Below are 23,131 nucleotides of genomic sequence, written 5' to 3'. Positions count from 1 at the left end.
ATGATGTGCGTGAGGGCGATGCAGCCCACCGGCGGACAAGCGCCCGCCAAACCCTGCGTCAGGACGGATCGCGCCGCCTACGCGCCACGCACCCGCAGGAACCTCAGCGCCGGAACCCACCCGGCTTCCGCGGCCCCGCCCCGTGCGGCGGACGCGGCCCGCGCGGCGGACGGCGCTCGCCGTCGAACTCGCGCGCATGACGGCCGTGCGGACGCTGGGCGCCATGGCCGCCGCCTTCGCCGGCGCGGCTGATGCGCAGCTGCTGGCCGGCCACGCGCACGCGCTTGAGGTGGTCCATGACCTCGCGCGGCATGCCTTCGGGCAGGTCGATCAGGCTGTGGTCGTCGCGGATGTCGATGCGGCCGATGTAGCGGCTTTCCAGTTCGGCCTCGTTGGCGATCGCGCCAACGATGTTGCCCGGCTTCACGCCATGCACGTGGCCGACCTCGATGCGGAAGGTTTCCATCCCGACCTCGGGCTCGCGCGATTCGCGCGGCTCGCGAGGTTCGCGGCGCGGTGCCGGCGCGTCGTCGTCGAACATCGATTCGCCCGCGTTGAACGAACGCTCGTTCTGCGGACGCTCGGAGCGGGGCTGTTCGAACTGCGGTCGTTCGATCGCCGGACGCTCGTAACGCTCCGCCGGAGCGCCCGCCGTTTCGCTGCGCTGCGGACGCTCGAACCGTTCGCCGCGATCATGGCGAGGTTCGTGGCGCGGCTCATGACGGGACTCCTGACGCGGCTCGCGCGCCGCGCGCGACCCGCCGTCGCGTTCGAAACGCGCATCCCGATCGCGGCCGAAGCGCGAATCGCGCCCCTGTTCGCGCGGGCCTCGCTGTTCGAAACCGACCTGCGCATGCGGTCGCAGCTTCTCCGCGGTGGCGTCGAGCAGCAGCGGCATGTCGCCCTGCACGAGCTTCGCCAGCGCCGCGGCGATCTCCACCGCAGGCACGTCCTGCTCGCGCTCGTAGCGCTCGACCAGGTCGCGGAACTGCGCCAGGTCGTCGCTGTCGAGCGCGCCGGTGATGCGGCCGAGGAAGCGGTTCACGCGCTGCTCGTTCACCGTTTCGATGGTGGGCAGCGCCATCGGCTCGATCGGCTGGCGCGTGGCGCGCTCGATCGCGCGCAGCATGCCGCGCTCGCGCGGCGTGACGAACAGGATCGCCTCGCCCTTGCGACCCGCGCGGCCGGTGCGGCCGATGCGGTGCACATAGCTTTCGGTGTCGTACGGAATGTCGAAGTTCAGCACGTGGCTGATGCGCTCAACGTCCAGGCCGCGCGCGGCCACGTCGGTGGCGACCAGCACGTCGATCTTGCCGTCCTTGAGGTTCTGGATGGTCTTCTCGCGCTGCGCCTGCTGCACGTCGCCGTTGATGGCGGCAGCGGCAATCCCGCGCGCGGCGAGCTTGTCGGCCAGCTCCTCGGTCGCCTGCTTGGTGCGCGCGAACACGATCATCGCGTCGAACGGCTCGGCTTCCAGGATGCGCGTGATCGCATCGAGCTTGTGCACGCCGCTCACCGCCCAGTAGCGCTGGCGGATGTTGGCGGCGGTGGTGGTCTTGGCCTTGATCGAGATCTCGACCGGGTCCTTCAGGTACGTCTGCGCGATGCGCTTGATCGGCGGCGGCATCGTCGCCGAGAACAGCGCGACCTGACGCGTTTCCGGCGTCTTCTTCAGCACCGCCTCGACGTCGTCGATGAAGCCCATGCGCAGCATTTCGTCGGCTTCGTCGAGCACCAGGCAGCGCAGTTCCGACAAGTCGAGAGAGCCGCGTTCCAGATGGTCGATCACGCGGCCGGGCGTGCCGACCACGACCTGCACGCCGCGCTTGAGCGCCTGCAACTGCGGGTAGTAGCTCTGGCCGCCGTAGATCGGCAGCACGTGGAAGCCGGGCAGGTGGTGGGCGTACTTCTGGAACGCCTCGGCGACCTGGATCGCCAGCTCGCGCGTCGGTGCCAGCACCAGCGCCTGCGGCTTGTGCTGGCCCGGCTCGATCCGCGCCAGGATCGGCAGCGCGAACGCGGCGGTCTTGCCGGTGCCGGTCTGCGCCTGGCCGAGCACGTCGCGGCCTTGCAGCAGCGGCGGGATCGTGGCGGCCTGGATGGGCGAGGGCGACTCGTAGCCGACGTCGGCCAGTGCCTTGAGCAGGGGCTCGGGCAGGTCGAGATCGGTGAATTTCAGGGACGGGGCATCGTTCGAGCTTTGCGACTCGGCGCTCATGGGGGAGGACTCGGCAGCGCCGGCGAACGCCGGTCGGAAGACTGAACAGTGTAACCGAGGGGCGTGGTGGGGCTGTGTAGCGATGCGCGAGTGCGGGGAAAAATGCGCCCGCGCGCGTGCAAACCGCTCTACAACGACGGGGTCACGTCGAGTGGACGCGCGATCGCGCCTGCCGGCTCAATCGGCCGCCCCGAGGCCCGAATCCTTCTCCACCCGCCCGTCCTTCATCACGAACGCCACGCGCTTGAGCACCGTCACGTCCGACAACGGATCGCTGCTCACCGCGATCAGGTCCGCGCGCTTGCCCGGCTCCAGCGTGCCCACCTGATCCGAAAGCCCCAGCAGGTCGGCCGCGTTCACCGTGGCCGCCTGGATCGCCGTCGCGGGCGTCATCCCGTGCGCGACCATCAGCTCGAACTCGTCCGCGTTGCGCCCGTGCAGGCTCACGCCCGCATCCGTGCCGAAGGCGATCTTCACGCCCGCCGGCACCGCGCGTTCCAGCGCCTTGCCGGTGATGCCGATGCGCCACTGGATCTTGGCCAGCACCTCGCCGGTGTAGGCGTCGGGATTCTTCGCAAGCCGCTCCTTGTAGCCGTTCACCGTGGAAAGCGTCGGCACGTAATACGCGCCGGTCTGGCGCAGCAGCTTGATGTCCGCCTCGTCCATCAGCGTGCCGTGTTCGATGGAATCCGCGCCGGCACGCAGTGCGAGCGCGATGCCGTCCGCGCCGTGCGCGTGCACGGCCACCTTCTTGTTGTACAGGTGCGCGGTTTCGACGATGGCCTTCGCCTCGTCGTCGAACATCTGCTGGCCCAGCCCCGCGCCGATGCGGCTGTTCACGCCGCCGGTGGTGGCGATCTTGATCACGTCCGCGCCGCGCGCGACCTGGCGGCGCACGGCCTTGCGGCAGGCTTCGGCGCCGTCGCAGGTGTTGCCGTGCACGTCGAGCGCGGCGTGCAGTTCGTCGCGGAAGCCCAGCGTCGGGTCCATGTGGCCGGCGGTGGCGGAAATCGCCATGCCCGCATCGACGATGCGCGGCCCCGGCAGCTTGCCCGCGGCCACCGCGTCGCGCAGCGCGAGCGTCACGCCGTCCTCGTCGCCGAGGTTGCGCACGGTGGTGAAACCCGCGTGCAGCGTCTTGCGCGCATTCACCGCGGCCTCGTACGCGTGGTCGGCCACGCCCTTGGAAATGCCTTCCAGCTGGCCTTCCACGCCCGCCTTGTCGGAGGTGAGGTGCACGTGGCTGTCGATCAGGCCCGGCAGCACGAAGCGCTGGCGCAGGTCGATCACGGCCGCGCCGGTGGCGTTCGGGAAGGCCGACGGCTCGACGAAGCCGTCGCGCACCGCTTCGATACGGCCGTTGCACACCAGCAGCGTGCTCGCGCCGCGCGCCGGATGGCCGGGGCGGTCGAGCAACTGGCCGGCCTGGACGAGCCGGCACGACGACGTCGCCGCGGGCGCCTGCGCGCCGGCGGGCACGGCCGACGCCAGCAGCATCGCGGCGGCGAGCATCGGCCCGGATGAACGAACCTGGTGGCGGGCGATGTGCTTGCGTGCTCGGTCGGTCATCCGGTCGTCTCCCCATTCGACGTGAACGGCCAGCATAGCCGCCCGGCCGCCCGGCCGCCCGCGGACTGCCAACCGCGTCGATGTGCCGCGCCTGCCGGCTCGACCGATGCCGCAGGTTCACCGCTTGTACCCGCACGGCGCGGCACCATCTCGGCAGGCGTCCCGCCGCGCCCGCCTGCTGAACGCGCCCATGTTGAGTCCGCATTTCGACAACACCTTCGTCCGCGATCTGCCGGGCGATCCCGACACCTCACCCGGCGTGCGCCAGGTGCACGGCGCGGCGTACTCGCGCGTGGAGCCCACGCCGGTGGCGCAGCCGCGCCTGCTGGCGGTGTCGGAAGACATGGCGCGGCGGCTCGGCTTCAGCGAGGCCGACATCTCCTCCGACGACTTCGCCCGCGTCTTCGGCGGCAACGCGCTGTTGCCGGGCATGCAGCCGTTCGCGGCGAACTACGGCGGCCACCAGTTCGGCCAGTGGGCCGGGCAGCTCGGCGACGGTCGCGCGATCACGCTGGGCGAGATGATCAACGCCGACGGCGAACGCTGGGAACTGCAGCTCAAGGGCGCCGGGCCGACGCCGTACTCGCGCAGCGCCGATGGCCGCGCGGTGCTGCGCTCGTCGATCCGGGAATTCCTGTGCAGCGAGGCGATGCACCACCTCGGCGTGCCGACCACGCGCGCGCTCAGCCTGGTCGGCACCGGCGAGCGTGTCGAACGCGACATGTTCTACGACGGCCATCCGCAGATGGAGCCCGGCGCGGTGGTGTGCCGCGTCGCGCCGTCGTTCATCCGCTTCGGCAATTTCGAACTGCCGGCCTCGCGCAACGACACCGAACTGCTGCGCCAGCTCGCGGATTTCTGCATCCGCCGCGATTTCCCCGAACTGCGCGGCCTCGGCCGCGGCCAGCCGGTGTACGCCGAATGGTTCGCACAGGTGTGCGAGCGCACCGCCGTGCTGATGGCGCACTGGATCCGCGTCGGTTTCGTGCACGGGGTGATGAACACCGACAACATGTCGATCCTCGGCCTCACCATCGATTACGGCCCCTACGGCTGGGTCGACAACTTCGACCCGGGCTGGACGCCGAACACCACCGACCGCTACCAGCGTCGTTATCGCTTCGGCCAGCAGCCGCAGGTCGCCTACTGGAACCTCGGGCGCCTCGCCGGTTCGCTGTCGCTGCTGTTCGACGACACAGAGCCATTGCAGGCGGGCCTGCGCCGTTTCGTCTCGACCTACCTCGACGCCGATCGCGAGAACACCGCGCGCAAGCTCGGCCTGGACGAATGCCGCGAGGAGGACACCGCGCTGATGCAGCAGTTGCAGGACCTGCTGACGGAAGGCGAGATCGACATGACGCTGTTCTTCCGCGGCCTCGCCGACCTCGACGTGGACGCGCCGGAACTGGCGCCGATGGAAGACGCGTTCTACGACCCGATGCGCCGCGAGGCCGTCGAGCCGGCGTTGCGCGAATGGCTGTCGCGCTACGTCGCGCGGCTCTCGCGCCAGTCGCTGCCGGCCGGCGAGCGCCGCGCGCGCATGAACGCCGCCAACCCGCGCTACGTGCTGCGCAATTACCTGGCGCAGCAGGCGATCGATCGCGCCACCGAGGGCGACATCGGAGGCGTCACGGAACTGCTCGAGGTGATGCGCCGCCCGTACGACGACCAGCCCGGCCACGAGGCCTACGCACGCCGCCGCCCCGACTGGGCGCGTGAGCGCGCGGGCTGCTCGATGCTGTCCTGCAGTTCCTGACGCGGCCTACACGCCGGCGGCGCATGATGCCGCCGGGCATCGTGGAGTCGCGGCCATGGGCAACGGAACGTTCGGGGACGTCGGCTGGATCCATCGCGCGCTGCTGGCGTGCGTCGCGTTCGGCATGGCGACGGCGGCCATCGCGCAGGTGCAGGGCCGCACGGTCGGCACGTTGCAACGGCACGATCCGGCGCAGCACCGGATCGTGCTCAGTCCCGACGCGCGCACCGGCAGCGAGCTGGGGCAGGGCGCTCCGATCAACCTCTATTATGACGAGGCGACGGCCGAGCGCGATCGCGCCACACGGCCGAAACTGCAACCGGGCGACCGCGTGATGCTCGATACGGTGAAGACCGGCAACCGCGTCGAAGCGACCTCGGTGCGCCTGCTGCCGGACACCACGCGCGGACAGGGCTGGGGCCAGTACCTGCACGGCACCGTGGCCGAATTCGTCCCGCGCACCAACGTGCTGATGGTCGACCAGGCTGAGACGCGCATCCGCAACCGCATCGCGATCGACGCGCAGACGCAGGTGTTCGCGCTGGACGGATCGCCGATGCGGCTCGACGAGCTCAAGCCCGGCGACGAGATCGACATGGCGTTCCACCTCGCCGGCCGCGTGCGCACGGCATCGAAGATCGTGCTGTTGCGCCCTGCGGGCGGCGGCTGACTCAGGGCCAGCGTTCGAGGATCGACGGATCGGCGCCCACGCGCCGGCACGCGCGCGGCGCCACGCCGTCGTTGAGCGCGACGCGGAACAGTGGCGCGATCGCGTGCAGCGTGCGCGAGGCGACGGCCGCACGCGCGCGTTCGAAGCGTCCCAGCGCGAGCATGCGCGCGGCCCAGTCCGGCAGCAGCGCCGTGCCCGCGCCGAGGAACAGATCGCGCGATAGCCCCGCCGCCGGCACCGGCAGGCGGATGCGGGCGAGCACGGACAGCACCTCGCGCGAACGCTCGTCCAGGCGCAGTTCGCCCTGCACGCGCGCGAAGTACGCGGCGATTTCGGCTTCGGACTTCGGTACGTCGCGCGCGCCGAGCGCCTCGGCGACGCGGCGCACTTCGTCGTAGTAGGCATCGGCGGCGCCGGCGGGCAACGAAAGCGGCGAATAGCGGCGGAACCCTTCGAGGAAGCCGAAACTCTCGGTGACGTGCACCCAGGTCAGCAGGTCGGGATCGTCGGCGCGATACGCGCGGCCGTCGGCGGTGGTCCCGCGCACCTGCTCGTGGATGCCGGCGACGCGGTCGATCAGCTTTCGCGCTTCCGGCTTCGATGCGTAGGTCGTGCCCGCGACGAAATTGGTCGTGCGACGCAGCCGGCCGACGAGGTCGGTGCGGAAGTTCGAGTGGTCCCATACGCCGGCGAGCGCGCGCGGATGCAGGGTCTGAAGCATGAGCGCGCACAGGCCCCCGGCGAGCATGCCGGGGAAGTCGGAATGCACGCGCCAGGTGACGCTGTCGGGGCCGAACAGGCCGGGATCGCCGGGCGGCTGGTCGTAGTCGATGCCGCTCTGGCCGCGCGGGAAGGCGGAGAGCACCCAGTGGCGGATGCGGGCGGCGGCGAGGGAGGTGGGGGAGGGCATGGCGTCATGATCCCATGCTGTTGCTCCTCCCCCTGCTTGCAGCGGGAGGATGGGAGGGGCGTGAGGCGCGCGGCGCCGAGCCGCATTCCGACGAATTCCATCGGGCTGGTCGGAGAGCACTAAGGCGCGGGCGGGCGAGTCGGTAGAATCCCCCCATGCCCCTGATCACCCTGAACAACGTCGACTACGGCGTCGGCGGCCCCTTGCTGCTTTCCGACGTCGTCCTGTCCATCGAACCCGGCGAGCGCATTGCGCTGATCGGCCGCAACGGCGCCGGCAAATCCACGCTGATGAAGCTCATCGCGGGCGATCTCCACGCCGACGACGGCGAGGTCCGTCGCGAGGACGGCGTCCGGGTCGCGCGCCTCGAACAGGAAGTCCCGCCCGGCGCCGATGGCGACGTGTGGGACGTGGTCGCCGGTGGCCTCGGCGAGCTCGGCAGCTGGCTCGCGCAGTTCCATCACCTCAGCCACGCCGAGCACGTCGACACCGACGCGCTGGCGAAGGTGCAGCAGAAGATCGAGGACGCCAACGGCTGGTCGCTCGACCAGCGCGTGACCGAGACCCTGCAGCGCCTGGAACTGGACGGCGACGCCGTGTTCGCGCGCCTGTCCGGCGGCATGAAGCGTCGCGTGCTGCTCGCCCGCGCGCTGGTGTCCTCGCCCGACGTGCTGCTGCTGGACGAGCCGACCAACCACCTCGACATGGAGGCCATCGACTGGCTCGAAGGCTTCCTGAAGGCCTGGCAAGGCGCGCTGGTGTTCATCACCCACGATCGCCGCTTCCTGCGCGCACTCGCCACGCGCATCGTCGAGATCGACCGCGGCCAGGTCACCAGCTGGCCCGGCGACTGGGACAATTACCTGCGCCGCCGCGAGGAGCGACTGAACGCCGAAGCGCAGGAAAACGCGCGTTTCGACAAGCTGCTGGCGCAGGAGGAAGTGTGGATCCGGCAGGGCATCAAGGCCCGCCGCACGCGCGACGAGGGCCGCGTCACGCGCCTGAAGCAGATGCGCGTGGAGCGATCGCAGCGGCGCGAGTTGCAGGGCAACGTGAAGATGGACTTCGCGCAGTCCGAGTCCTCCGGCAAGAAGGTCGTCGAAGCCAAGGACGTGACGTTCGCCTACGGCGACCGCGTGCTGGTCGATCGCCTGTCCACCACGATCTTCCGCGGCGACCGCATCGGCCTGATCGGCCCCAACGGCAGCGGCAAGACCACGCTGCTGAAGCTGCTGCTCGGTGAGCTGAAGCCGCAATCGGGCGAGGTGAAGCTCGGCAGCAACCTGCAGATCGCGTACTTCGACCAGTACCGCGCCACGCTGCGCGAGGACTGGAACGCGCTGGAGAACGTCGCCGAAGGGCGCGAGTTCGTCGAAGTGGGCGGCAAGTCCAAGCACGTCATCGGCTACCTGCAGGATTTCCTGTTCACGCCCGAACGCGCCCGCGCGCCGATCACCCGCCTGTCCGGCGGCGAACGCAACCGGTTGCTGCTCGCCAAGCTCTTCGCGCAACCGTCCAACCTGCTGGTGATGGACGAACCGACCAACGATCTGGACGTCGAAACGCTGGAGCTGCTGGAAGAACTGCTCGGCGACTATCCCGGCACGCTGCTGCTGGTCAGCCACGATCGCGATTTCCTCGACAACGTGGTGACCTCCACGCTGGTGATGGAAGGCGAGGGTGTCGTCGGCGAGTACGTCGGCGGCTACACCGACTGGCTGCGGCAGCGGCCGGTGAAGTCGGTGCCGGCCGCTTCGTCGGCGAAGGCCGCCGCTGCCGCCGCGCCGGCGGCTGCAGTTGCGACGCCGGCGCCCGCTCCGGCGAAGAAGAAGCTCAGCTACAAGGACGCGCGCGAGCTGGAGCAGTTGCCGCTGCGCATCGAAACGCTGGAATCCCGTGTCGTCGACCTCACCGCCCGGATGAACGAGGCCGCGTTCTACCAGCGCGACGCGGCGGCCATCACCGCGCATACCGACGAACTGGCGAAGACGCAGGCGGAACTGGACGCGGCGTATGAGCGGTGGAATGAGCTGGAAGGCTGAGACTCGCTGACGCCGGAGCCTCGCTTCCGACGGAGGGCGATGCCGTGAGCCCCTCTCCCATCGGGAGAGGGGTTGGGGTGAGGGGCGGCGGAGTATCAACGCGCGCACTCGCAACTGGGGAGAAGGGCTCAAAAGCGAGCGGGCCGAGCCCAGTCTCACCCCACGAGACGCCCACCCCCCACACTCGCGCGATGCCGCGCGCCACCGCCTCAACCCCCGACCTGTTCGCTTCCGACCTGTTCCCACCGGCACAGGCAAACACCCCGCGCACGCTCGTCGAAGACGCCCAGGGCGGCATCCGCTATTTCCCCGGCTTCCTCCCGGATGAGCTCGCCTCAGCCTGGTTCGACGAGCTGAAAACCGCCGTCGCCTGGGAAGCCCAGCGCCGCCCGATGTACGACCGCATCGTCGACGTCCCGCGCCTGGTCGCTTCCTACCGCTTCGAGGACGACGGCATCCCCGCGCCGCTGATCGACGGCGTGCAGCGCGTGCGCAGGCACCTGAACGAGCCCTTCAACGCCGTCGGCCTGAACTTCTACCGCGATGGCAACGACAGCGTGGCCCCGCACGGCGACAAGCTGCACATGCTCAAGGAAGGCCATCCGATCGCGCTGGTCTCGCTCGGTTCGCCGCGCCGCATGACCATCCGCGACAACGCCTCGCGCAAGGCGCTGCACATCGACCTGGAACCCGGCAGCCTGCTGGTGATGAGCCACGCCAGCCAGCTCACCCACGAACATGGCGTTCCGAAGACGAAGGCGCCGGTCGGCCCGCGCATCAGCCTCGCGTATCGCGTGCGCCCGCCGAAACAGGGCGCGCGCTGAGGTTCACTCCAGCCGCACCGGCAGGTCGCGTCCGACGCCGGCCACGTTGCCGCTGTAATCGCGCGCGGTGATGCGCAGCACGTAGTCGCCCGCGGGCAGTTCGGCCGGTCGCCACAGGCCCGACTCCAGCACGCCGTCGCGCACCGTGTTCGTCACCAGGTACTGGAAGCGGGTGATCGCGCTCCCGTGCACGGTGATGCCGCTCGCCGGGCCGTAGGCGACCTTCACCGCGTCCGGATCGGCCGGCATGCGGTTGAACTCGATCGTCATGCGCGGCTGTTCGAAGCCCGGCAGCGGCATGCCCGCCGCATCGAGCCACTGATAACCCAGCGCGTGCAGCCCGAGCCGCCGCCGCGGCAGGTTGCGGTCCACCTGGTCCCATGCGTCCACCGCGATCTGCACGCCCGGCGTCGCGCGCGAAAGCACGAGCCGCCCGTCACGCCGCACCGTCAGAGGCTGGTCCTGCGCGTCGAGCAGTTCGATGCGGTCGATGCGCGGCGCATGACGGTCGGCGTAATTCGCGAAGCCCAGCGCGACTGCGTTGCGCTCGTAGCCGCTGGAACCGACGCTCAGGTGCACGTGCGCCATGCCGTTGATCGTGCCCAGCACGTCGCCTGCGGCAAAGCGCGTGCCGCGACGCACGCGGATGCGTTCGGGCTTGCCGTCCTCGTCGTCCACCCGGATGAAACGCGACGGATCGATCGCCTCGCCGCGCGGCGTGCGGCCCACGCGCATGTGGATGTAGCCGAGCGTGTCGATCGCCATGCCTTCGCCCAGCTCGCCGAAGCCCCACGCCGCGTGCGGGCTGCTCACCTTGCCGTCGGCGATCGCGAGCACCTCCTGGCCGACGTCGCCGCGGATGTCGAAGCCGCTGTGCAGATGGTCGCGGTTCTCGTGCTGGTAATTGCCGCGCACCTCGCCGAGCGTCCCGACCACTTCATGCCAGCCGTCCTGCGGACGCAGTGGCCAGCGTCCGGCGGTGGCGGGCAGCGGGTTGGCCGGCGAAGGGCCGACGATCTGCGGCGCGTCCGGCGCTTCGCTGGCCGGACGGATGCGGTGCACGCGATACGCGCCGGCATCGGCGACGCGCAGCGTGCCGTCGTCCGCCACCGCGAGTCCCGCCGCGCGCGACAACCGTTGCGCCTGCGTCTGTCCGGTGATCTGGTGCGCGCTGCCGTCGCGGGCGATCTGCACGATGCCGCGGTACATCTCGCCGACATAGAGCACGCCGTCGTGCGCGATCGCCAGGGCAAGCGGGCGATGCACCGGCGGATGTTCGTCGCCGCGCACCGCGCGGACGAGCGTGGAGACCTCGCCGCCCGGCGTGACGCGGCGGATCGCGTTGTTGCGCAGGTCGGCCACGTACACGCGGTTCATCGCATCGACCGCCACTGCGGTGGGTGTATCGAAACGCGCCAGCGTGCCCGGCCCATCGACGTCGCCCGGCCGTTCGCCGCCGGCGAGCGTGCCGACGGTGCCGTCGGCGGCGATGATGCGGATGCGGTCGTTGTAGGTATCGGCGACGTACACGCGGCCGTCGGCGCCGACCGCGATGCCGGTCGGCCCGTCGAAACGCGCCTGCGCGCCCGGCCCATCGGCGAACCCCGGCGTGCCGTCGCCGGCAAGCGTGCTCACCATGCCCTGCGGCGTGATCCGGCGGATGGCGTGGTTGCCCGTGTCGGCGACGTAGAGATTGCCCTCGCGGTCGAAGGCGAGGCCCGACGGCGTGTCGAACGCCGCCGCCGCGCCGAGGCCATCGGCGAACCCTTCGACGGAGCCCGCGAACGTGGTGACCGTTCCGTCCGGCGCGATCCGGCGGATGCGGTTGTTGTCGCCCGCATCGCTCACGAACACCGCGCCGTCCTTCGCCACCGCCACGCCGTAGGGATCGGCGAATCGCGCCTGCATCGCACCGCCGTCGCGCAGGCCCGCCACGCCGTCGCCGGCGACCAGGTCGATGCGGCCCGCCCAGCCGATCGCGGTCGGCACGGGACCAAGCACCGCGCGTGTGGCCGGCGGACGGCGCTCGTAAACGTAGGTCGCGGCGAGCGCCGCCCCGGTCGCGATCACCACCAGCACCAGCCAGACATTGCGGGACATGCGCATCCTTTCGTATGGGGGAACCGCGATTATTGCCCGCGTCGCCCATCGCGTGCGCGCTTGCATGGCCGCCGTCGCGCGCGCCTAATCTCGGCTGTTTCGGACAGGAGCGCGTGCGATGCGTTGGATTCCATTGGCGGGCGCGATGGCGCTGGCATCGATGTACCACCCGGCGGACGCGGCGGTGAAGGATGCGACCGCGAGCGGATTCACCGTGGAGAACACCGAACTCGTGCAGGTGGATGCAGACGCGGCGTGGAAGGCGCTGGTGCACGACGTCGACCGCTGGTGGCCGAAGGACCACAGCTGGTGGGGCACGGAATCGATGCTGTCCATCGATGCGCGCGCCGGCGGTTGTTTCTGCGAGATCGCCGGTGCGCGCCAGGCGCGGCACATGGCGGTGGTGTTCGTCGATCCCGGCAGGACGCTGCGCATGACCGGCGGTCTCGGTCCGTTGCAGGGCATGGGCCTGGACGGCGCGCTGGAATTCCGCCTCGCGCCCGCCGACGGCGGCGGCACGCGCATCACGATGTCCTATCGCGCCGGCGGCTATACGCCGGACGATCTCTCGAAGCTCGCACCGGTCGTGGACAAGGTCCAGGCGCAGCAGCTGCGCGGGCTCGCGGATTTCCTGCGCAAGCCGGTGAAGTGACGATGCAGATGGGACTGGGATTCGGCGAGGCCCCGGATGAACGCATGCACCGGCTGTTCTTCGCGCTGTGGCCGGACGATGCGCTGCGTGCGCGCATCGCCGCGACGGCGGCGTCGGTGGTGGCCGAACATGCGCCGGGTGGGCGTTCGCTCAAACCGGCGCGCTATCACGTGACGATGCAGTTCCTCGGCGATTTCCGGCCGCTGCCGCCGTCGCTGCTGGACGATGCGCGCGCCGCCGCCGCGTCGGTGCGTTCGCCGGCGTTCGAGCTTTCGCTGGACGAAGTCGGCAGCTTCCGCGGTGCCAACGTGTGGTGGCTGGGTTCGCATCACGTGCCCGATGCGTTGCGTGCGCTGCACGACGCGCTGGGGCGATCGCTGTTGCGGCATCGGGTTCCGGTGAAGCCGGCGCCGCCTTTCGTCCCGCACCTGACCGTGCAGCGCGACGTGCGCCGGCACATCGCGCCGGCGCCGGTGCCGCCGCTGGCGTGGCCGGTGCGCGAGTTCGTGCTGATCGACAGCGATCCCGGGCGCGGCACGCCGTACGAGGTGGTCGGGCGCTGGGCGCTGGATTAGCGTTCGAAACGTCCTTGCCTTCTTCGTCGACCGGAGCCGCGCATGCCCACCACCGATCCGCGTGTGGACGCCTACATCGCCAAATCGGCCGACTTCGCCCGGCCGCTGCTCGCGCAGGTGCGCGAGGTGGTGCACGCCGCCTGTCCGGACGTCGAGGAAACGCTGAAGTGGGGCATGCCCAGTTTCACCTGGCGCGGGAAGATCCTGTGCGGCATGGCGGCATTCAAGCAGCACATGACGCTGTGGTTCTGGGAAGGCCGTGCGATTGTCGACAGCGACAAGGGCGACGAGGCGATGGGACAGTTCGGCCGCATCACCCGGAAGGCCGATCTTCCCGGCAAGCGCGAACTGGCCGGCTACGTGAAGCAGGCGATGGCGCGCGTCGCGAACGCGGCGATCCAGCCGCCGAAGAAGAAGCCCGCGCCGAAGGCGGAGCTGCCGGTGCCGGAGGACCTCACCGCGGCGCTGCGCCGCAACGCGAAGGCGCGCGCGACGTTCGAGGCCTTCGCGCCGGGATACCGACGCGATTACGTCGCATGGATCGTCGAGGCCAAACGCGAGGACACGCGGCAGCGGCGCATCGCGCAGGCGGTGGAGTGGCTTGCGGCGGGGAAGTCGCGGAACTGGAAGTACATGAAGTAGGGCGTCGATGCCGAACTGCGATGCTCTTGGCAATTCGGCGCCTCCCCGGGTGCGCTGCGCTTACCCGGACTACAAACGCCCGCCTATGCCAGCGGTTCGATCTGCGACGCCCACGCCAGCGCCGCGTCGTGGTCCTCCGGCTCGAACGCGCGGATTTCCGTGTTCGGGAAGAAGCGGCCGGCGAACTCGGAAATGCCGGCCAGCCAGCGCTTGTCGGTCACGATCGCGCCACGCGCGAAGCGGCGGTACTGGCCGAACTTGTCGAGCGCGTAACGCAGGTCCTTCGCCAGCGCTTCGGGCGTGAGGCCGGTGAAACCGGTCATGTCGCAATACAGTCCGACGCGTTCGTGCAGGCGCAGGCGGGCTTCGATGTCGGCGATGCAGCGGTCGTAGTCCGCGCCGTCCAGCGTGCCGCTGAAACGGTAGGCGCCGACGTGCGAGGGCGAGGGCAGGATGTCGATCATGGATCGTCCACGGTGCAGGCTCGCCGGCCAGCGTGCAGCGTGCCGGGTTCAGGACGCGTCAAGGCCAGGAAGGAGTGTCGGGGAACGAGGAACGAGTGGGCCCGCTCGTTTACCCGCCTTCCGGTTCCAGGAACGCGCCGCAGCCCGAATACGTCTTGTCGCCGGCACGCAGTTGCGCGGTGATGTCGAACGTCGCGCCGGCGGGGTCCTGGCAGGGCTTGCGCTGCGTGGTGAGTTCCACCTGCATGCCGTTCGCGGTCCTGCCGGTCCAGCCGGTGCCGTCCGCGCGCGGCTGCACCTGCGCGACGTCGAGCTTGCGCGAGCCGAAATCCAGCTGCGCATGCAGCGAAGGCGCCTCGCCACGGCCGACCTCGACCAGCCATCCCGGCTCGTTGCCCACCGCACGGAACGCGACGCCACGCGCGCGTGCCTCGTCCCACGGCGAGGCGAGGTTCGTGCGCGTGCATTCGTGCTTCTCGCCGTCGAGCGTCAACGTCCCGCTGTCGCCCTTGGTCCAGAACTCGTTGCCGGCATCATCCGCATAACGCGCGCCCGACGCCGACACCGCCAGCGGCAGCGATCGGCTGCGACCGCTGTATGTCAGCGTCACGCGCCGGGCGACGTTGTCGAATGCCGCACCCACGCGCAGGTCGCCGCATTGCCAGTGCGTCGGCTCGGGCGCGTCGGCGCTCGCGGACGCGCCGCCCACGCGCACCATCGCGATCTCCACCGGCACGTTCGCCGACGGATCCACCGGCACGCGCGTGTCGCTGACGAACCATGGCGCGCCGTCCGGACCGGCGAGCGTGGCGTGCAGGCCGTATTGGCCGTTGGGGCGCAGCTTCGTCGGATCGAACGGCAGGGTGAAGGCGATCGGCGATGCGGCGGCGTCCTTCACCGTGGTCTGCGCGATGACCGCCTTGGGCGTGTCGGCCAGCAGGTTGTCGAGCAACTGCACGCGCAGGCTCGAACCGGGCGGGGGGACGATCCGCTCCCGATACGTCGCCGTGCCGGTGACGGCGTGCGCGCCCTGCGTCATCGGCGGCAGCGGCGCGCTCTCCTGCGGCTTGCAGGCGGCGATCAGCACCGCCACCGCGAGCGCCACGAGAACCGGCGTAGCGGCGCGGTACGGGGAGTTCCGGAACACGGTCATGGCGCGTCCTCCTGGAGTGGCGGCAGCCTAGCGGGCCGTTCGTTGCGACGGCGTCAGCGCGGCGCGCGGTTCACGCGCACCACCGGGTAGCGGCGGTACTGGTCGTCCCAGGACGAATGCCGGCGCGCGAAGAACTCCAGCCGCTGCTGCGGGCTGTCGGCGAAGGCCTGGTCGTCCTTCAGGCGCTGCTCGAAGGCGGCCTTCACCTTCGGATTCTTCAGCATCTCGCGCGCGACTTCCTCGGCGACGTAGTCCTCCATGTACTCCTTGCGCTCGAAATAATTGTTGAATTCGCCCCACGCGACGAGCGCATCCGGCGCCTGCGGTTCCAGCAGCGCCATCACCAGGCGCGCCTTGGGCTGGGCGATCGGCACGAACAGCGCGCCGGCGCCGATGTCCTGTTTTTCGTCGTTCCACTCGCCTTCCAGCGTGGCGCGCTGGTGGCCTTCGACCGATTGCGCGGCAAGCGTCGCCTTGTCGGCGCGGAACGCCTGCACTGCGGTCTTGCCGATCGGTTTGTCGAGGAGGCGATACGTCACGCCGTGCTGGTCGAGCTTCGCGCCGACCCATGCCGCATGCGCGGCCGGAACGATGTAGCCGGCCTTCGGCGCAGCGACGACGTGCGCCGGCACCAGTTCGTCGCGCATCGGCAACTGCCACACCTGCGGCCTGGTTTCGTCGTAGCGCGTCATGAGCGCGCCGGACACCTCCGACGGCGTGCGCGTGTATTCGTAGCCGCGGAAGTCGATCGTGCGGACCTTGTCGGTGGCCTTGTAATCCAGCGCCACCGGCTTGCCGCCCAGCAGCTGCGCGCGCACGTCGGCGGCCAGCGCGTCCTGGCGCCACTGCGCGCCGTGCTGCGCGACCAGGTCCAGCAACGACACGATCGTGTCGTGCGTGACCTTCACCCGGTGCGGGTAATCGCGCCAGGAATGCGTTTCCACCAGCATGGCCAGACGGTTGCGCAGCTGGAAATAGCCGTGCGAGAAGCGCGGCGTGGCGACGCCGTCCTCGAAGCCGGACGACGGGTCGTCGTTCACCACGAACGAGGGATAGAACGGCAGCGGCAGCGAACCCTGCTCGGCGAGATAGGCGATCACGCCGTCGCGCAGCGCGGTGCCGGCCTTGCGCAGGTTGTCGTCGCCGCTGTGCACGGGCTCGACCTGGATGGAGACATCGTGCTCGAACTTCGCGCCGTCGGTGACGTGCAGGTCGACGTAGGCCAGCGGGTCCCACGCGTTGACCAGGCGCAGCATCGCCTGCATTTCCGGCGTGTCGGCCTTCACGTAGTCGCGGTTGAGGTTGTAGTTCTGCGCGGTGGTGCGCCAGCCCATTTCCTCCGGGCCGCGCTGGTTCGGGCGATTCCATGCGGCGAAGCGCTCATGGCCGTCCACGTTGAACACCGGCACGAAGAGCAGCACCTGTTTTTCGAGCGCGCCGACCGCGGTCTCGCCATCGAGCGCCTGACGCAGCGCGAGGAAGCCCGCGTCCTTGCCGTCGATCTCGCCGGCATGGATGCCGCCCTGGATCAGCATCACCGGCAGGCCCTTCGCGCTGGCCTCCTCGGGCGTGAATGCGCCGGCCTTCGAAACGACCAGCACCTTCATCGGACGGCCTTCCGGCGTGGTGCCGAAGTCCTGGCAGCGAACGGCGTCGGGATAACGCGCGGCGAAGGCGTCGCACAGCGCGATCACTTCGTCGTAGCGGCCGGTTTTCACGAAGCCGCTGCGTTCGGAGACGGTGGTCAGCGTGGTGTCCGACGGTGCGGCGAAGGCGGGCAGGGCGGTGAGCAGGGCAGCGAGGAGCAGCGGGGTGCGGGTCATCGAGCAGCGTTCCGGATGCGAGGACGTCGCATGGTAACGAGCGGCCGGCGGCGATCGCCATGCCGATGGGCACATTGCTGCCAGTGGGTGTCAGCAGATAGGGATGCCGCCGGTCAGAGGGCGATGGCGCTCCAACTCCCTCCCCTGCGAATGCAGGAGAGGGTTGGGGCGGGGAAGTGCGGGCGACAACGTCGGATTGTCGCGTGACGGGCCCCGGGTGCGCTTCGCTTACCCGGGCTACAAAGGCCGGCACCGCGTCACATCTCGCCGCCCGCCTCGACACCGAACTGCGCCGCGCCTGTTTCGAAATGCGCGGAGAACGCGACCGCGCACACCAGTACGAGCACGGCCATAAGAACGTGTTTCATCCGAGATCCAGGGGCGATGGGGCTGAGGAAGGCTTTGCGGCGATCCATGCCTGGTGACGCACCGCCTGGCTGTCGATTCCCGTGAGCGCACGCCCGGGGGCGTGTCGTTCATTGAGATGTTTCCAAGTCGTGGACGGCCGGCATCATGGGTGCCCCATGCGATGGGACTGCGGTTGGCTTCCGTGTGAAAACTTTGCGCAGGAGCGAAGGTGCTTGCTCGATGTGTCTGGGGCGGTGCGTGTCGCGATCGCGGCAGCCCCGCCCATGAGGGCGGTCGAGCGCACGGTTCGAACGAGGACTCGTGAACCCCGGCTTCGCGAATAACTCTCATGGACACCGAATGTCAACTTCGCCACGTTGGCCAGCCCATGCAATGGACTGAGCCATGGCCCATCGTTCTGACGTGAGATTCAAGTTCGAAGCCGCGGGTCGCGCCTTCGATGTCGTTCGCTTCGAGCTGTCGGAGGGCATCTCGCAGCCGTTCCGCCTGGAACTGGATTTGTCCGGTTTCGACGATACGGTCGATGCCGCTGCGCTGCTGGACACTCAGGCGCGCTTTACCATCGAGCGGGATGGTGTGGTGCACCGGGCGGTGTTCGGGCTTGTGTGTGCGTTCGAGCAGGGCGGGACCGGATTCCATAGAACCCGCTATCGCGCTGTCGTGGAATCCCCGCTTGCACGCCTGGGATTGCGCCACAACAGCCGCATCTTCCAGCGGATCGCTGCGCCGGGAATCCTGGAGACGCTCCTCAAGGAGCATCGCCTCGTTGCGCGTAGCGTGTATGGAGGCAATCACGAACTGCGTGAGTACTGCACCCAGTACCGGCAATCCGACGCCACGTTCTTCCATCAGCTCGCCACCGAGGAAGGCATCGTCCATTGGCTGCAACCGGATGGCGATCGCACGACGCTGGTGCTGAGCGATCGGGTGGAACGCGCACCCTTTCTCGATGGCAGCGTGTTGTACCAGCCCAGGCCAGCGGGCGACGCGCCCGGTCTCGAAGGAAATCGAGACGAAGAGTTCGACGTTCGCGCTGGTCGACAGGGGCGGAAACAGCACGGTTTCGCGCCAAGGCGCGGAGGGCGCGACGTGGAAGGAATACATCGAGCGCAAGGTGCCATTCCGGCCCGCGATCAGCGTGGTGTGCGAAGGGGCGTTGAAGGCGCCGATCAAGGTGCCACGCCGCGTACGCAGGAAGATCCCGGGCGAAGTGGTGGAAACCACGATCGAGGTGGCGCTGAAGCAGACCACGGCCTCGCTAATCTTCGAGACCATCGACAACATGCTGGACTGGAAGAGCCCGCTGAAGGCCGAGCCGAATTATTACAAGGGAAACGGCAAGCCTGCGCTAGACAGCAACATCAACACAAAGCCCTACCGCGTCAGCGAGATCTTTCCGTTCTGGCCGCGACCGCGCGGCTGCATCGCACCGGATCTGGTGATCGTGGAATACCGGCAGCGGCCGTTCGCTGTGGAGAACGTGTTCGCGGCGGTGGAAATCAAGTTTCCGGGGGATTGGGTGAGGGGTCAGCAAATGCGAGATTACGACGCCATCATGGGAGGAAAACACCAGAAGAAGGTTGCGCTGTTGCGCGTTCCGGAGGATTGCACCGGCACAACTCCCGACGCTACCAAGGAAGATGATTCTAGAAAGCCTGGACGAAGGAAGAGCAAATGAGCACCACGCAACGACTCATGAGCGACGAAGATATCGATGGTATGGTGGGAGATCTGAAGAAATGACCGAATGTCGCTCATGACAATGGCGATTTTGAGCTTGCGATAAGCCCGTTCCTGACGTTCTATTTCGATTTTGAGCCGGAGCGATATCTGGAAGCCTCACTCGCATTGATCGATGTACACGAGGACTTCGAGACGCTGGCCGGAAGGCCGTACATAATCGCAACACATCCGAGGTCGGAACGGCCTCATCCCTACGGCTCAACACGCCTTGGAGATCGCCGGGCCTGGGCCCGGAAAGCGAAGTTCGATGAGTCCTTTGTCTTCAAGGCTACCGACGAGGAGAATCATCGTAGCTCTCCAACCACGGCCGCATACTATTGGAGATCTTCCGGAATATTCTTCGAGCGCGACAAGGAACTGTATTACTCCTGCGCGCAGTTCTACTATCGCTGGCAATGGTGGCTGGACAACCGTGACGCATGGCGCCGCTTCGTGCATGCGACCATCGAACGGCTGAAGCCAGAGCAGGTCTATGGTGCAGGCGTGCAACGTCTACGACCGCACCGACATGCGCAACGGCATCGCGTTCGAAGGCCAGATGGGCAAGGCGCTGATCGGCATGGACAGCGCGGCGGCGGGCCGCAAGCTGCTGGACGACTGGTCGGATGAGTCCGTGCCCACGCTGGAGAACCTGTTCTGGCGCTGTGTCGCGGCGAACCAGCAGGACGCCGAGGACGAGATCGGGAAGATCCTGGCGCAGCGGGACCTCGTCACGGACATGACCGAGGACCGGACCCGTGAAATGACCAAGGCGCTTAGCGACATCTTCGACAAGGCGCACGCGCTGGTGGATGAAGTCGCGAACAGCGTGCATATCGGCGTGGCTCCGGTTCGGGTCGGCGAGAGCGCATTGCTCATCAACGTGCTCGGCAACCGACTCCTGCGTACGCGGGCTGCCGCGCTGACGGACACGCTGGCGAACCGGACTCTGGCGGCGATCCTGGCTGCGCGCCTCGGCCGTCTGGCGCAGCAGTTCCGGCTTGAAGAGCGGGGGAGCGCGCTCGGCGGGGGCGCCGCCGCGCGCATCAATCGCGCCGCGGCGCGGAGCTTCACCGACGCACTGAGGGCCGGCCTGCGCGGCCCGATGGCGGAAGTGCGCCTGGGTGCGTTGCTCACGGCGCTGGAAGCCTGGAACACGAAGATCAAGTCCGAGAAGCTGGACAAGGGCAGCCGCGAATGGTGGGAACTGGGCGCAGCAATGATGGGACTGGGCGCGGCGGGGCTCGAACTGGGTGGCATTGCCGCCGGCTTCGCCGAGGGAAGCAGAAACGCCGCTGTGCGGCAAGCCGCTGGAGTGTTCAAGGGCGGGTTGCGGTTGACTGCGGGGGCGATGGCGGGGGCTGCGGCATTTGCCGGAGCTGCATTCGACTTCAAGGACTCGTGGACCGCGAGAAGCTCCGGTAGCTACGGATTGGCCGGGGCCTACTTCCTACGTGCTTCAGCGCAAATTGGAGCGGGGGCTCTCGCCTTCGGTATTGGTCTAGCGTACGCAGGTCCGTTTATCGAGCATCTGATGAAGAAGTACGGGAGTGGCGCATTTCTGCGTGCCTTCAGTGCGCTCTCGACCCGCGTTGCCGCCCATCTGGTATGGATGCTGCGTTGGGGCTTCCGCCTGAACGTGACGATGCTGGTTCTGTCAGTGGCCATCTATTACTTGGCGGATGATCCGCTGCAGACGTATCTGGAGCACAGTACTTGGCGGAAGGAAAGCGGCAACGGTACGGCGAAGACACTGGAGGAAGAAGCGCAGATTCTGGCAAAAGCAGCAGACGAGGTGCTGACCTAATGTATCTGTTCGAATGGATGTTGCATGAAGGCATGCGCGAGACGACGTATGCAGAACTGAAGGAGTGGGAGCGTGAGCAGAAGGCGAAGCCCGAGAACAGGTTGCACGTTCTGCCTCCACGCGTTAACAACTCGATGTCGGCGAAGGTAAGTGACAATGACTCTGTATATGCAATCAGCGACACGTGCATCGACGTGCGTACGCCGAATGACGAGAAGCGTGGTTTGATTTCGCTGGCAAGCCTTGGGGCCGGAGGGATTCTCACCGTTGGTGGCGGTAGTGGTGCCATTGCCATGCTGACTGAGATGTTTACCGGTAAGACCCTTGCTGGTGCTCCGCTGGCTCTTGAGGGATACGTCGCAGGGATAGTTATTGTTGCGACATTCTCAATCAGTATGTGGGCATTTGGTAAGTACGTTGTTCCTTGTATGCGCTTGGAAATCTTTACTGCTCGCCGCATCATCGTGCGCTTCAATCGCGTGACTCGACGTGTATACCTCTTGCGTCCTAAGAACTGCGGCGGAATCGTAAGTCTCGACTGGGATCAGACGGAGGTTGCCGTAGACAAGAAGATGCGCGGCGTGGAGGGCATGGGCGGCTTTCTATACATGGGCTGGGTGGGCGAGAACGTCGGCGTTGACGCGAACGGCAATGCCATCCAGTACGAAGTGTCGATGGTCGGAAAGACCACGCGCAACGCCGAAGAACTGCTGGCCTTCTGGGAATACATCCGCCGCTACATGGAAGAGGGCCCGCAGGCCGTTCCAGCGCCCAAGCGCCTGATCCAGAAGTTTCCGTGGCCGTGGAACTCCTTCAAGGCGGTGTGGGGCTTGGATACCAGCTTCTTTGGTGACTCACGTCTGTGGATCTTCGTCCTGCTGCGGCTGATGGTGCTGCCAGCGGTGATCCTGCAAGGACTTGGTCACTGGGTCAGCCTGTTGCTCTGCTACGAGCCGAAGTTTCCGAACGACATCGAGAACGCGGGCCGATGAGCGTCGGGGCTGATCATCGAAACGCCGATGCTGTTCGTGGCGCGGAAGATGCTTCGTATTTCCTCATAACAAGGGAAGTCTTCGAGGACGTCCTCCCGTTGCTGTTGAACGTCCTCCCACCGCGCGCGCGATCCGCCTATCGTGATCTGTATCCGATCTTCTGCGCGGTGCTCTATCGGCTGAAGACCCAATGCTCCTTCGTGGGACTGCCTGATGCATTCCCACCCTGGTACACGGTGCGCGCGTGCTGCGCCCGCTGGGCAAAACAGGACGGAAGCGGCACGTCGGCGCTGCGCAGAGCGCTGGATCAGATCCGGTGGAACGGCCCTTATGAGCACGTCAACAAGGCACGCTGGGATGAACGCGACCTCCAGCGACTGCACCGCAAGGCGATCGAACCAGGCGGCGTGTGTCTCACCAACGAATTCCTGCGGAGAAAGAGCGACTATCGCTTCCGCTGCTGCGAGGGGCACGAGTGGAATGGGATCGCCCACAACGCCCTCACCTGGGGATGCTGGTGTCCGGTTTGCAGCCTCGAGAACCGACGGCATGGCATCGGTGCCATGCGGGAGCTGGCCGCATCGCGAGGCGGGCGCTGCCTGTCGGACGTCTACCTGCGCGAGCACGACAAGCTGACATGGCAGTGCGGGCGAGGGCACGTATGGCGGACGACGGCGATCGGCGTGCTGAGCGGCTCATGGTGCCCGAGCTGCGCGATACTGGACCGCACGTTCGATCCGAAGCGTCGCCGGCGCTACGAGGCTCCCCGCTCGTGTGAACGCAGCGACTGAGCGCTGAGGCGGACGGCATCCCTTTGCCGTCGCTGATTTGTCGCCCGCTTGT

The 23,131-nt window shown here is 68.0% G+C and carries 18 protein-coding genes and 1 pseudogene; 12 read left to right on the top strand and 7 right to left on the bottom strand.

Annotated features, from left to right (window positions below; all coding sequences use genetic code 11):
* Positions 1 to 103: 103 nt before the first annotated feature.
* Both AC3ANK_RS10850 and AC3ANK_RS10845 read right to left on the bottom strand, forming a co-directional pair.
* A complete protein-coding gene (locus tag AC3ANK_RS10850; RefSeq protein ID WP_206860817.1) occupies positions 104 to 2,218 on the bottom strand; it encodes a DEAD/DEAH box helicase in 2,115 nt (704 codons plus the stop codon).
* Positions 2,219 to 2,395: 177 nt separating this feature from the next.
* Positions 2,396 to 3,787: a metal-dependent hydrolase family protein gene (locus AC3ANK_RS10845; protein WP_484171147.1), complete on the bottom strand. Its 1,392-nt coding sequence runs from the start codon at positions 3,785 to 3,787 to the stop codon at positions 2,396 to 2,398.
* Positions 3,788 to 3,977: 190 nt separating this feature from the next.
* On the opposite strand from AC3ANK_RS10845, the gene AC3ANK_RS10840 reads away from it, so the two are divergent.
* On the top strand, positions 3,978 to 5,543 hold the full coding sequence (locus AC3ANK_RS10840; protein WP_425492528.1) for a protein adenylyltransferase SelO: 1,566 nt from the start codon (positions 3,978 to 3,980) through the stop codon (positions 5,541 to 5,543).
* 55 nt (positions 5,544 to 5,598) lie between these two features.
* Positions 5,599 to 6,213 (top strand): hypothetical protein, encoded by a 615-nt coding sequence (locus AC3ANK_RS10835; RefSeq protein ID WP_484171146.1) that lies wholly within the window; start codon positions 5,599 to 5,601, stop codon positions 6,211 to 6,213.
* Position 6,214: 1 nt separating this feature from the next.
* Here AC3ANK_RS10835 and AC3ANK_RS10830 read toward each other — a convergent pair whose 3' ends face one another.
* On the bottom strand, positions 6,215 to 7,123 hold the full coding sequence (locus tag AC3ANK_RS10830; protein WP_484171145.1) for an oxygenase MpaB family protein: 909 nt from the start codon (positions 7,121 to 7,123) through the stop codon (positions 6,215 to 6,217).
* 155 nt (positions 7,124 to 7,278) lie between these two features.
* On the opposite strand from AC3ANK_RS10830, the gene AC3ANK_RS10825 reads away from it, so the two are divergent.
* A complete protein-coding gene (locus AC3ANK_RS10825; RefSeq protein WP_484171144.1) occupies positions 7,279 to 9,165 on the top strand; it encodes an ATP-binding cassette domain-containing protein in 1,887 nt (628 codons plus the stop codon).
* A gap of 191 nt (positions 9,166 to 9,356) precedes the next feature.
* A complete protein-coding gene (locus AC3ANK_RS10820) occupies positions 9,357 to 9,989 on the top strand; it encodes an alpha-ketoglutarate-dependent dioxygenase AlkB family protein (protein ID WP_484171143.1) in 633 nt (210 codons plus the stop codon).
* Between the two features lie 3 nt (positions 9,990 to 9,992).
* Here the strand turns inward: AC3ANK_RS10820 and AC3ANK_RS10815 are convergent, their stop codons facing one another.
* The gene (locus tag AC3ANK_RS10815; protein ID WP_484171142.1) at positions 9,993 to 12,089 is read right to left on the bottom strand and encodes a gluconolaconase; all 2,097 of its coding nucleotides are present in this window, start codon (positions 12,087 to 12,089) and stop codon (positions 9,993 to 9,995) included.
* A 118-nt stretch (positions 12,090 to 12,207) separates the two neighbouring features.
* Here AC3ANK_RS10815 and AC3ANK_RS10810 point away from each other — a divergent pair, with 118 nt between their 5' ends.
* From AC3ANK_RS10810 to AC3ANK_RS10800, 3 genes are read left to right on the top strand one after another with little or no spacing between them, the layout of a single operon-like run.
* Complete coding sequence (locus AC3ANK_RS10810; RefSeq protein ID WP_484171141.1) at positions 12,208 to 12,741, top strand: SRPBCC family protein; 534 nt, start codon at positions 12,208 to 12,210, stop codon at positions 12,739 to 12,741.
* 2 nt (positions 12,742 to 12,743) lie between these two features.
* A complete protein-coding gene (gene thpR / locus AC3ANK_RS10805) occupies positions 12,744 to 13,316 on the top strand; it encodes an RNA 2',3'-cyclic phosphodiesterase (RefSeq protein ID WP_484171140.1) in 573 nt (190 codons plus the stop codon).
* 42 nt (positions 13,317 to 13,358) lie between these two features.
* The gene (locus AC3ANK_RS10800; RefSeq protein ID WP_484171139.1) at positions 13,359 to 13,958 is read left to right on the top strand and encodes a YdeI/OmpD-associated family protein; all 600 of its coding nucleotides are present in this window, start codon (positions 13,359 to 13,361) and stop codon (positions 13,956 to 13,958) included.
* A gap of 83 nt (positions 13,959 to 14,041) precedes the next feature.
* On the opposite strand, the gene AC3ANK_RS10795 is transcribed toward AC3ANK_RS10800, so the two are convergent.
* The 3 genes from AC3ANK_RS10795 to AC3ANK_RS10785 form a co-directional block, all read right to left on the bottom strand.
* On the bottom strand, positions 14,042 to 14,422 hold the full coding sequence (locus AC3ANK_RS10795; protein WP_206860806.1) for a SpoIIAA family protein: 381 nt from the start codon (positions 14,420 to 14,422) through the stop codon (positions 14,042 to 14,044).
* Between the two features lie 109 nt (positions 14,423 to 14,531).
* Positions 14,532 to 15,575 (bottom strand): YbaY family lipoprotein, encoded by a 1,044-nt coding sequence (locus AC3ANK_RS10790; protein WP_484171138.1) that lies wholly within the window; start codon positions 15,573 to 15,575, stop codon positions 14,532 to 14,534.
* 53 nt (positions 15,576 to 15,628) lie between these two features.
* The gene (locus AC3ANK_RS10785) at positions 15,629 to 17,398 is read right to left on the bottom strand and encodes a M14 family metallopeptidase (RefSeq protein WP_484171137.1); all 1,770 of its coding nucleotides are present in this window, start codon (positions 17,396 to 17,398) and stop codon (positions 15,629 to 15,631) included.
* A gap of 753 nt (positions 17,399 to 18,151) precedes the next feature.
* On the opposite strand from AC3ANK_RS10785, the pseudogene AC3ANK_RS10780 reads away from it, so the two are divergent.
* The 5 genes and pseudogenes from AC3ANK_RS10780 to AC3ANK_RS10760 all read left to right on the top strand — a co-directional run.
* Positions 18,152 to 18,796: pseudogene (locus tag AC3ANK_RS10780) on the top strand (contractile injection system protein, VgrG/Pvc8 family); the annotation flags it as partial.
* A gap of 127 nt (positions 18,797 to 18,923) precedes the next feature.
* The gene (locus AC3ANK_RS10775; RefSeq protein ID WP_484171136.1) at positions 18,924 to 19,445 is read left to right on the top strand and encodes a VRR-NUC domain-containing protein; all 522 of its coding nucleotides are present in this window, start codon (positions 18,924 to 18,926) and stop codon (positions 19,443 to 19,445) included.
* A gap of 537 nt (positions 19,446 to 19,982) precedes the next feature.
* Positions 19,983 to 21,296, top strand: a complete 1,314-nt coding sequence (locus tag AC3ANK_RS10770) for a hypothetical protein (protein WP_484171135.1) — start codon at positions 19,983 to 19,985, stop codon at positions 21,294 to 21,296.
* Positions 21,296 to 22,288 (top strand): DUF6708 domain-containing protein, encoded by a 993-nt coding sequence (locus AC3ANK_RS10765; RefSeq protein WP_484171134.1) that lies wholly within the window; start codon positions 21,296 to 21,298, stop codon positions 22,286 to 22,288. The genes AC3ANK_RS10770 and AC3ANK_RS10765 overlap by 1 nt, the downstream gene beginning before the upstream one ends.
* Entirely contained in the window at positions 22,285 to 23,079 is a 795-nt protein-coding gene (locus tag AC3ANK_RS10760) for a transposase (protein WP_484171133.1), read from the top strand. The genes AC3ANK_RS10765 and AC3ANK_RS10760 overlap by 4 nt, the downstream gene beginning before the upstream one ends.
* Positions 23,080 to 23,131: the final 52 nt, after the last annotated feature.

It is taken from the genome of Lysobacter sp. SCRH-1R (genome assembly GCF_057747855.1).
The sequence above is the reverse complement of the archived record's forward strand: the minus strand, read 5'-3'. Positions and strand labels throughout refer to the sequence as shown.